Genomic DNA, 10022 nt, shown 5'->3' on the forward strand with positions numbered 1-10022 from the left:
GCACAATCTCGGCCGGGCCAAGACCATCATCCTGATCGCGCACCGGCTGACCACCGTGCGGGCCTGCGACACGATCTTCATGCTGGAGCAGGGCCGGCTGGTCGCCGAGGGCCCCTATGACGACCTGATCGACACCAACCGCGCCTTCCGCGCCATGGCGGTCGGTCATTCCGGCGCCTGACCCGGACGCGGCCCCCGGACGCTGACGGGGGGCGCGGGTTCAGGGCCGGGGGGCGCGGCGCTGGCGGGCGAGGAGCGGCTTCAGCCGCGCATAGGCGGTGGTGGCGCCGTCGATCGGGATTTGCCAGGCCGGGCCGTAATGCCGCTTGGCGCTCATCCAGATCACGATATCGCTGGCGAGCCCGCGACGGTGGATATAGCGGCTGAAATAGGGATTGGCATCGCTTCGGTAGTTCCAGTCCCAGATCCGGGTCGCGAGCCCGCTCCGCCACAGCACATAGGGCAGGCTCAGCTGGTCGCGCCGGGCGCCGCGCTCGAGCTCGTCCCACCAGAGTTCCATCGCCGGGTCGAGGCCGGGGGCGGCGTGGCGGCGGAAGATGACGGCGTTCTCGGTCAGCAGCTGGTCGCGCGGCAGCCCCTCGGCCAGGTAGCGCGCGAGCTGGGCCTCGCCCCGCTCGAACTCGGCGGGCGGGATCTTGCCCACCCGCTTGCCGAACTCGAATTCCGCGAAGATGTCGGACCGCTCCTTGTGCGGGAACAGCCCGATATCGGCGCCGCTCGCCACGAACTCGGCGATCAGCGGCGAGAGGTCGCCGATCACCAGCAGATTGGCATCGACATAGATCGAGACATCCGCCCGCGGGAAGATCCGCCGCGGGAAGAACTTGCAGTAGCGGTTGACGAGGCTCGGCGTCAGGCCCCGCGTCGCCTCGGGAAAGGGGTGGTGCTCCCAGCCCCGGACGAAGCGCGGCCGCCGGTCGGAAAACAGCACGAAATCGACCCCGGGCGTCGCCGCGACCGGGGTGAAGATCCGGTCGTAGGCGAGATCGGCGCAGGTATAGAGCACGGTCTTCATCGGGGATATTCCAGGGGGGGGATGTTCCAGGCTTCGGAGGGGCGAGGCTGGCGCCGCGGGGGGACCGGCTCGGTGATCCGCCTCAGCGGATCACGTCCTCGATCATCGCGCGGAACTCGGCGCAGACCTGGGCGTCGGTCGAGCGGGCGGCGACCTGGGCCATGATCTCCTTGGCGCGCCGCCATTCCGGGCCGCCGAAGGCGGCGGCGATCGCCATCATGTCATATTCCAGCAGCTTCGGATCCGGCCCGCGCACATAGAAAGGGTAGTCGTCGCCGAGATACTGCGCCGCGTCCTCGTCCTTGCGCCCGACCGCCAGCACCGCCTGGCAGCGCGCGGCGACGAAGCCCTTGAGGAACGGCTTCCAGCCGTCATGCGGCTTGGAGCGGCGCACGATCCAGTGGCAATTGTAGTTCGGCAGCAGGTCGAGCCAGTTCATCTCGACCTTCGATGTGTCGAGCCCGACGAAATCGATCATGTGGCCGAGGCTGTCCGGCCGGTAGGTATTGGCCGGATAGCCGAAATAGGCGGCGCGCAGCCGGTCGGTCGGCGGCGTCATCGGCCGCACCTGGGAATTCACGTGATGGGTCACGTGATAGGAGGGGGTGCCCGGGAACAGCCGGCCGAAATCATGCGCCTGCCGGTTCGACACCGCCATGGTGGCATCCATCGCCGCCATCTTGTCCGGCTCGGGCAGCATGTCGTCCCAGCTGCCGATCACCGCGAGGTTGCGGCGGGCGAGCTCGGCGATCTCGTTCGCCGAATGCGTCTCGATCGCGCCCTTGGTCAGGATCACCACCCGGCCGGCGAGATCGGCGGTCTCGCTCTGGTAGGCCATCTCGATCTCGCCCGGATAGCGCGCGGCGACGAGCTCGCTCAGCTGTTTGCCGCGCAGGATGGTCGAGGCGGCGGCGGCGTATTTCTCGGCATAGACGAAGGCGACCCGCAGCCGCTGGCCGGCGGCGGGCGGGCGCGCCGTGCGCGGACCGGCCGGAAAGGCGAGGCGCCGGGGCGGACGCGGCGCGGTCGCCGCGACGAAGGCGTTGTTCGCCGCCGAGCCGAGCGCCGCCGGCAGCACGCGGAGGAGCCGGCGCCGGGCCGCCGGGTCGGGGTCGCGCGCGCCCGCCGCGGGTTCGGGCACCGGTTCGGGCCCGGATATGGCTTCGGTCGCGGGATCTTCGGGCGCGGGGTCGTTGACCGCGGCGTAGAGGCTGATCGCCTCGAGCCCGGGGGCGCGCGCCTCGGACGCCCACCAGGCTTCCATCAGCGCCGCGACCTCGGGGGCGCCATGCCGCCGCCAGATCATGCCGGTGTCGCAGGCGCCGAGATCGCGCGGCAGGTCGCGCGCGGCGCAGGCGCGGGCCTGGGCGAGGACGCGCGCCGCCGGGACCGCCGCGCGGGTCGCGTCCGGCTCGGGGACGGCGCCGATCAGATGCGCCTCGGCCAGATCCTGCCAGTCGGCCCCGATCTCCGAGCGCCAGAGCACGAGGTCGTGCGGCAGCAGCCAGCGCAGCATGAGCGTATGCGCGTTTCCGACCAGCTTGCGGTCGGGGGCGAGGAACAGCGAGGCCCGCGCCTCGGGCGCCGCCAGGGCCAGCGCGCGATGCGGCAGGATCCGCGCCCAGCCGGCGGCGCGCTCGGCCGTCCCGGGCGCGCCGAGCGATGGTGCCAGCGCCACCGTCTCCCAGCCGGCGACCGCGAGATCGACGCGGTCGGTCAGGCAGAGAAAGCGCAGGCCAGGCACGCCGTGAAACAGCGGCGCCGGCTCCGGTCCCGCGCCGAAGGCGACGGTATAGATCACGATGCTCCGCGCCTCGGCCTCGGTCAGCGCCGCCGGCCGCTGGGCGGCGGGCAGCGCCGGCCAGATCGCCGGGGCCTGGCGGTGGCGCAGCAGCGCCGAAGCCGCCCCGCCGCCCTCGGCGCGGAACGCCTCGAACAGCGGCGCGGCGGCGTCCCAGCCGAGGGCGCGGGCGGTCATCATCGCCTCGGCCTGGGCGAGAAAGGCCGAGCGCGGCGCCAGCTTCCGCGCGGCCCGCGCGATGCCGAGCACCCGCGCGGGGTCGATGATCGCGAGCTTGCGCAGCACCGCGAGGCCGCGGGACGAGATCTTGCGCGGTGCGCGGCGCGCGGCGCCGGCGGCGTTCTCGATCGTGTCCTGGACCAGCGCCCAGGACCGCAGGCGGATCCGCTTGCCGAGATCGGGCGGCGGCGCCGACGGCCTGGTGCCCGGCGTCTGGGAAGCCGGGGGGGGCGCCGGCTGTCGCGGGACCGAGGGCCCGGAAGGATCTGCGGTGAAGGATGCCATGGCGCCTCGGTCGTGGTTCGCAGCACTCTAGTGCGCGACCCGGCCGGAATGAAGCGAGCCGGCGCCGTTTTTTCGGGCGTCCTTAACCGCCACGCCGGGGCCGGCCAGGTTTCGCGCGGATTTCACGCGATTTTCGGGGCGGGTCTCTGGGCGGATTTTCGCCCGTCGGTCGCCGGAGGGGCGGCGGAGGCGCTGGTTTGACGCCTCGCGCGAAAGACGGCAGAGAGGGTGGGGTTTTTCGGCGCGCCCGTCGGGCGCGCCCATCGGGGCGAGGGCGGGTTGGCGATGGATCGGGTGGAATGCGTGGTGGTGGGCGCGGGCGTGGTCGGGCTCGCCGTGGCGCGGACGCTCGCCCGCGCGGGCCGCGAGGTGATCCTGCTCGAGCGCGAGGGGTTGATCGGCTCGCATACCAGCTCGCGCAATTCCGAGGTGATCCACGCCGGCCTCTATTATCCCGCCGGCTCGGCCAAGGCGGCGCTCTGCCCGCGGGGACGCGAGCTGCTCTATGCCTATTGCGCGACGCGCGGCGTGCCGCACCGCCGGCTCGGCAAGATCATCGTGGCGACCGACGCGGCGCAGGTCGCCGGGCTCGAAACCGTCGCGGCGGCGGCGCGGGCCAATGGCGTCGCCGATCTGGCGCCGCTCGGCCGGGCCGACCTCGCCCGGCTCGAGCCGGCGCTGCGCGGGGTCGAGGGCCTGCTCTCGCCCTCGACCGGGATCATCGACGTCCATGGCTACATGCTGAGCCTGCTCGGCGAGATCGAGGAGGCGGGGGGCGCGGTCGCCTATCACGCGCGCCTGCGCGCCGCGCGGCCGCTGGATGGCGGCGGGTTCGCGCTCGAAGTGGAGAGCGGGGGCGAGATCACGCGGCTCGCCGCCGGGAGGCTCGTCAACGCCGCCGGTCTCTTCGCCGGCGAGGTGGCGGCGGCGACCGAGGGGCTGCCGCCGGCCTTCCGCCGGCGGGTGCATTACTGCAAGGGCACCTATTTCGCCAGCGCGGCCCGGGCGCCGTTCCGCCATCTCATCTATCCGGTGCCCGAGCGCGACGGGCTCGGCGTGCATCTGACGCTCGATCTCGCGGGGAGCGCGCGGTTCGGACCGGATACCGAATGGGTGGAGGAGATCGACTATCGGCTCGACCCCGACCGGGGCGCGGGTTTCTACGCCGCGATCCGGCGCTACTGGCCGGACCTGCCCGAGGGCGCGCTCAGTCCGACCTACGCCGGGGTGCGGCCGAAGCTGGCACCCGCCGGCGGGGCGGCCACCGACTTCACGCTCGACGGCCCGGCGGCGCATGGCCTGCCCGGCCTCGTCAATCTCTTCGGCATCGAGAGCCCCGGCCTGACCGCCTCGCTCGCCCTCGCCGAGGAGGTCGCGGAGATGCTGGGGTGAGAGGCTCCGGCGCGTTTACCCCGATTCGGGGCGATGCTATGTTGCGCCGCTGTATTCCGACGCGGTCCCCGATGCGAGCGAGACGGTGCCCATGAAGTATCGTCCCGAGATCGACGGCCTGCGCGCGATATCGGTCACCGCGGTGATCCTGTTCCACGCCGACTTCTCCGGGTTCGACGGCGGCTTCGTCGGGGTCGATGTCTTCTTCGTGATTTCGGGCTTTCTCATCACCCAGATCCTGGCCGGAGAGCTCGAGGCCGGGGACGGGGCTGGAGATGGGAACGGGGATTTCTCGCTGGCGCGCTTCTACGAGCGGCGGGCGCGGCGCATCCTGCCGGCGCTCTATCTCGTCGTCGCCGTCTCCGCCGCGCTCGCCCTCTATCTGGAGTTGCCGGGCGGGCTGCGGGAATTCTCCCTGACCGTGATGGCGACGCTGCTCTTCGTCTCGAACCTCTGGTACTGGTGGCGGGGCACCGACTATTTCGCTCCCAGCGCCGAGCGTGATCCGATGCTCCATACCTGGAGCCTCGGGGTGGAGGAGCAGTATTACCTCGTCTTCCCGCTGCTGATGCTCGCCCTCTGGCGGCTCGGCCGCGGCTCGGGGTCGGTCGGAGGCGCGGGCTCCCGGCGGGCTTGGCGCGTGATCGCCGCGCTGACCGCCCTCAGCCTCGCCCTGTCCGAACTGGGCTGGCGTCTCGCGCCGGAGGCGAACTTCTACCTGCCCCCGACCCGCGCCTGGCAACTCGGCCTCGGCGCGCTCGCCGCCTTCGCCTGGCGCCGACGCGAGGATTGGGCCCCCCTCGCCGGCGGCCGCCACCTCGCCGAGGCGGCGGCCGCCGCGGGCGCGGCGCTGGTGCTCGGCAGCGTGCTGCTCCTGGATGCGCGGGTGCCCTTCCCCAGCCTCGCCGCGCTTCTTCCCACCGGCGGCGCGGTTCTCATCCTGCTTTTCGCCACTTCCGCGACGGTCACCGGCCGGCTGCTCGCCCGGCGGCCGATGGTCTTCGCCGGACTCGTCAGCTATGGCGCCTATCTCTGGCACCAGCCGCTGCTCGCTTTCGCCCGGATCGCGGCGCCGGATACGCTCGGACCCGGCACGCGGCTCCTGCTCGTCGGCCTGACCTTCGCGCTGGCCTGGGCGACCCTGGTCCTGGTGGAGCGACCCTTCCGGAACCGGAGCTTCCTGACCCGCGGCCAGGTCTTCGCCGCCGCGGCCGGGGGCGGGCTCGTCCTCCTCGTCCTGGCGGGGCTCGGCTTCCGGACGGCGGGGTTCCGCGATTTCTATCCCGCGCATCTGCGCGCGACGGTCAGCCTCACCAGCGGCGAGCAGGGGGCCTATGTGCGCGCGGCCTACGACGCCCACGGGCCGGACGGCTTCGTGGCGGGCGGCGGTCCCCGCCTGCTCGTCATCGGCGATTCCTATTCGCAAGACTTCTACAACATGATCCGCGAGACCGGCGCCTTTCCCGGCTGGCAGATCGCCCTGCGCTATGTGCTGGCGCGCTGCCAGATCTATCTCGGCCCCGAGGACATCGTCCCGCTGCTCGATCCGGGGGACCGCCGGCTCTGCGCCGGGCAGCCCGCCGCCGCCGACTTCGTCGGGATCGCCCGCGAGGCCGACGTGGTGATCTTCGCCGTGAGCTGGCGCGACTGGGCGGTCGAGCGCCTGCCCGCGACCCTCGCGGCCTTCCGGTTCCGGCCGGACCAGACGGCGCTGGTCCTCGGCCGCAAGCGCTTCGGCGTGATCAACCGCCCGCTGATCGCCGGCAAGGATCCGGCGGGGCTGGCGGCGCTGCGCGCGAACCCGGGCGCCGCGCATCTCGCCATCGCCGGGCAGATGCGGGCGCTGCTGCCGGCCAGCCAGCTCATCGACAGCCAGCGGCTGGTCTGCGGCGCCGCGGACTGCCCGCTCTTCACGCCCGAGGGCGCGCTGATCTCGCTCGACGGCGCGCATCTGACCCGCGCCGGCGCGAAATACGTGGGCGATCTTCTGTTCGCCGATCCGCCGCTCGCGCCCTACGCCGCCCGCGGGAACGGGAACGGAGAGGGGTCCCCCGGTACGGGCAAAGACACGGGTACGGGATCGCGTCCGGCGTCCGCCTCCCGAGGCTGAAACAGCCTTCCGGAGATCCGTTCGGCCAGGGATAGGGTTCGGCTGGAAGCCGGCCGCTCCTTCGGCTCCGAAGGATGGTGGTGACTGGTCCGCGCGGGGCGCGGCGCGCTAGATTGTCGCCGGGACTTGTCGGAGACATCCATGAAATTCATTGCCACCGAACTCGACGGCGCGACGCTGGTCGAGATGGAGCCGCACCGGGACGAGCGCGGCTATTTCGCCCGGACCATGTGCGTCGAGGAATTCGGCCAGGCGGGGCTCGTCACCGGCTTTCCCCAGGCGAGCCAGTCGCATAATCTCCGGGCCGGCACGATACGGGGCATGCATTTCCAGGATCCGCCGCATGCCGAGACCAAGCTGGTGCGCTGCGTGCGCGGCGCGGTCTGGGACGTGATCATCGACCTGCGCCCCGGCTCGCCCAGCTACCGCCGCTGGCAGGGGTTCGAGCTCTCGGCGGCGAACGGACGGGCGCTCTTTATCCCCGAGGGCTTCGCCCACGGCTTCCAGACGCTGATGGACGAGACCGACGTGCTCTATCTCATCTCCGCGCCCTTCGTGCCCGGCGTGGGTCGCGGCGTACGCCCGGACGACCCCGCCTTCGCCATCCCCTGGCCGCTGCCGGTCAGCGTGATCAACGACAAGGACCGGAGCTGGCCCCTGGTCGAGGGCTGAGGCGGAGTCCGATCCGGCAAAGCCGGCTCGTCCACTCCAGAGGCTTGATTTAACGCAATATCCTGACCACGGAAGACGATTCCGTCTGGCCCGGATATTGCTCCGGACCCCGCGGGCCGGAACCGCGCCGCCTCAGACGGCGGCGGGTTCGGTCCAGTAGAGGGTCGGGTCGATCTGGTTGGTCCGGCGGAGGTGCTTGATCTCCTTCAGACGGGTGAAGGGGTCGGCCTCGAACATCTCGCGGGTCAGGCCGATGCGCTCGAAGACGGCGCGCAGCTGGCGCGCCCCGCGCTCGGCGGTCCATTTCGTCTCGAATTCCGGCATATGCGCGCGGATCTTGGCGAAGGAGACGCGGTAGCTGCGATTGTCGCCACCCGAATCACCGATGGTCAGCTCGCAGCCGGGGAAGGTCTTCGCCACGATCTCGGCGATCTCGCGGATCCGGTAGTTCTCGCTGTCGGCGCCGACATTGAACGCCTCGCCGGCCACCGCGTCGCGCGGCGCCCTGAGCGCGCAGAGCATCGCCTCGCAGATATCCTCGATATGGGTGATCGGCCGCCAGGGCGAGCCGTCGCTCGTCATGCGGATTTCCTTCAGCGTATGGGCGAAGCCCGCGAGATTGTTCAGCACGATGTCGAACCGCTGGCGCGGGCTCGCGCCATAGGCGGTGGCGTTGCGCATGAAGACCGGGGTGAAATCGTCGTCCATCAGCGCGCGCACGTCCCGCTCGACCAGGATCTTGCACTTGGCATAGGCCGTCTGCGGCGCCAGATCCGAGGTCTCGGTGCGCATCTCGTCGCCGCCGGCGCCATAGGTCGAGCAGGAGGAGGCATAGACGAAGCGCTTCACGCCGGCGGCGCGGGCCTTTTCCGCGAGGCCCACCGAGCCGAGATGGTTGATCTGCATGGTGAGGCCGGGGTCGTTCTCGCCGATCGGGTCGTTCGAGAGTTCGGAGAGATGCACCACCGCGTCGAAACCCTGAAGATCGGCGGCCTCGACACGCCGCAGATCCTTGGAGATCACCCGGGGATGCACCTTGGCATCGTCGAACAGCCAGCCCCGGCGGTAGTAGCCGGTATCGACCCCCACCACCTCGTGGCCGGCCTCGATCAGCTTCGGGCCCATGATCGCGCCGATATAGCCGTCGGCTCCGGTCAGAAGAACTTTCATCGGATTGGTCTCAGCGTGAGGAGGCGGCGCGGGGCGCGCTGGCCTCGGATTCGGTTTCGGCGCGCGGTTCGGCTTCCGGTTCAGCTTCCGGTCCGGCTTCCGGCAGGGGCTCGTTCCAGACCTTCCAGGGCGCGGCGCCGCTGTCCCAGAGAACCTGCAGTACATGCTTGTCGCGCAGCGTGTCCATGTTCTGCCAGAAGCCCTTGTGGTGATAGACCGAGAGCTGCTTGTCATCGACCATCGCGCGCAGCGGTTCCTGCTCCCAGACCGTGGCATCGCCCTCGATATAGTCGATGGCGGCGGGCTCGCAGACGAAGAAGCCGCCGTTGATCTGGTGGCCGTCGGCCGCGCTCTTCTCGCGAAAGCCGTTCACCAGATTGCCCTCGGCCGAGAAATCGAGCGCGCCGAACCGGCCGGGCTGGGTGACGGCGGTGACGGTGGCGAGCGTGCCCTGCGCGCGGTGGAAGGCGATCAGCCGGGTGATGTCGATGTCGCCGACGCCGTCGCCATAGGTGAGGCAGAAGGTCTCCTCGCCGAGATAGCGGCGCACCCGCCGGAGGCGGCCGCCGGTCATGGTCTCGAGCCCGGTATCGGCCAGCGTCACCCGCCAGGGCTCGGAGGACACCCGGTGCACCTCGACCGAATTGTCGTTGAGGTCGATGGTCATGTCATTGCTGGCATGGAAGAAGTCGAGGAAATACTGCTTGATGAGATGGCCCTTGTAGCCGCAGCAGATCACGAAGTCGTTGAGGCCGTGCGCGGAATAGATCTTCATGATGTGCCAGAGGATCGGCATCGACCCGACCTCGACCAGCGGCTTCGGCAGGACCACCGTCTCCTCGCTGATCCGGGTTCCGTAGCCGCCGGCGAAGATCACCACCTTCATGGGAAGTCCCTCCGGACAGTCGGGAGCGGAGCCTGGCCGCGGCGGGAAAGCCGGCCGCTTCGGGCGCCCGAACGTCGGGGTTCCCGGTGCTCTTTCCCCAGGTATCCCCCGGACCTGCGTTCCCGTGAACCGCGGGCGCGCGAATGGCACTGATACACGAAACACCTCATGACCCTGGCAACAATGCCATTGGTCTATCCCAAGCCACTGCCGGGCGAAACATATCATATCCGCGGGGCAGGGGGTAAGGGTGTCGCGCATCGCCGGCGCGGGCTCGGATGCGAGCCCTGGGTCTCGTGGCCTGATCCCTTTACAGAATCGCGGGAAATTCGTTCAATGACGGGCGGCGGTTTTCGGTCCGGCCTTTGGTCGTGGGCCGTTTTTTCGATTGGTTCGAGGAGTATTCCGCGTGAAGGGCAGGCGAGCGTTCCTGAAATCGGTGACGGGGGCG

The 10022-nt window shown here is 70.6% G+C and carries 8 protein-coding genes; 4 read left to right on the forward strand and 4 right to left on the reverse strand.

Annotated features, from left to right (window positions below; translation table 11 throughout):
* Positions 1-181: hypothetical protein (locus tag Q0480_RS14620; protein WP_299134020.1), on the forward strand; the 181-nt coding region annotated here is incomplete at its 5' end.
* Between the two features lie 39 nt (positions 182-220).
* Here Q0480_RS14620 and Q0480_RS14625 read toward each other — a convergent pair.
* Entirely contained in the window at positions 221-1036 is an 816-nt protein-coding gene (locus tag Q0480_RS14625; protein WP_299134022.1) for a glycosyltransferase domain-containing protein, read from the reverse strand.
* Positions 1037-1118: 82 nt separating this feature from the next.
* Positions 1119-3341: a hypothetical protein gene (locus Q0480_RS14630; protein WP_299134024.1), complete on the reverse strand. Its 2223-nt coding sequence runs from the start codon at positions 3339-3341 to the stop codon at positions 1119-1121.
* Positions 3342-3626: 285 nt separating this feature from the next.
* Between Q0480_RS14630 and Q0480_RS14635 the strand changes: the two genes are divergently transcribed.
* The 3 genes from Q0480_RS14635 to Q0480_RS14645 all read left to right on the forward strand — a co-directional run bounded on the left by Q0480_RS14635 (position 3627) and on the right by Q0480_RS14645 (position 7515).
* Positions 3627-4733, forward strand: a complete 1107-nt coding sequence (locus Q0480_RS14635; RefSeq protein ID WP_299134026.1) for an NAD(P)/FAD-dependent oxidoreductase — start codon at positions 3627-3629, stop codon at positions 4731-4733.
* A 91-nt stretch (positions 4734-4824) separates the two neighbouring features.
* Positions 4825-6843 (forward strand): acyltransferase family protein, encoded by a 2019-nt coding sequence (locus Q0480_RS14640; RefSeq protein ID WP_299134027.1) that lies wholly within the window; start codon positions 4825-4827, stop codon positions 6841-6843.
* A gap of 141 nt (positions 6844-6984) precedes the next feature.
* Positions 6985-7515 carry a dTDP-4-dehydrorhamnose 3,5-epimerase family protein gene (locus Q0480_RS14645; protein ID WP_299134029.1) on the forward strand — a complete coding sequence of 177 codons (531 nt, stop codon included), beginning with the start codon at positions 6985-6987 and terminating at the stop codon, positions 7513-7515.
* 132 nt (positions 7516-7647) lie between these two features.
* On the opposite strand, the gene Q0480_RS14650 is transcribed toward Q0480_RS14645, so the two are convergent.
* Both Q0480_RS14650 and rfbF read right to left on the reverse strand, forming a co-directional pair.
* Entirely contained in the window at positions 7648-8685 is a 1038-nt protein-coding gene (locus tag Q0480_RS14650) for an NAD(P)-dependent oxidoreductase (protein ID WP_299134031.1), read from the reverse strand.
* 10 nt (positions 8686-8695) lie between these two features.
* A complete protein-coding gene (rfbF, locus tag Q0480_RS14655; RefSeq protein ID WP_299134033.1) occupies positions 8696-9571 on the reverse strand; it encodes a glucose-1-phosphate cytidylyltransferase in 876 nt (291 codons plus the stop codon).
* Between the last annotated feature and the right edge of the window lie 451 nt (positions 9572-10022).

This window comes from uncultured Amaricoccus sp. (genome assembly GCF_937891315.1).
GTDB lineage: Bacteria > Pseudomonadota > Alphaproteobacteria > Rhodobacterales > Rhodobacteraceae > Amaricoccus.

Coding starts and splice junctions, on each gene's coding strand:
- Q0480_RS14625 (WP_299134022.1), bottom strand. CDS start 1,036: ATGAAGACCGTGCTCTATACCTGCGCCGATCTCGCCTACGACCGGATC.
- rfbF (WP_299134033.1), bottom strand. CDS start 9,571: ATGAAGGTGGTGATCTTCGCCGGCGGCTACGGAACCCGGATCAGCGAG.
- Q0480_RS14650 (WP_299134031.1), bottom strand. CDS start 8,685: ATGAAAGTTCTTCTGACCGGAGCCGACGGCTATATCGGCGCGATCATG.
- Q0480_RS14645 (WP_299134029.1), top strand. CDS start 6,985: ATGAAATTCATTGCCACCGAACTCGACGGCGCGACGCTGGTCGAGATG.
- Q0480_RS14635 (WP_299134026.1), top strand. CDS start 3,627: ATGGATCGGGTGGAATGCGTGGTGGTGGGCGCGGGCGTGGTCGGGCTC.
- Q0480_RS14630 (WP_299134024.1), bottom strand. CDS start 3,341: ATGGCATCCTTCACCGCAGATCCTTCCGGGCCCTCGGTCCCGCGACAG.
- Q0480_RS14640 (WP_299134027.1), top strand. CDS start 4,825: ATGAAGTATCGTCCCGAGATCGACGGCCTGCGCGCGATATCGGTCACC.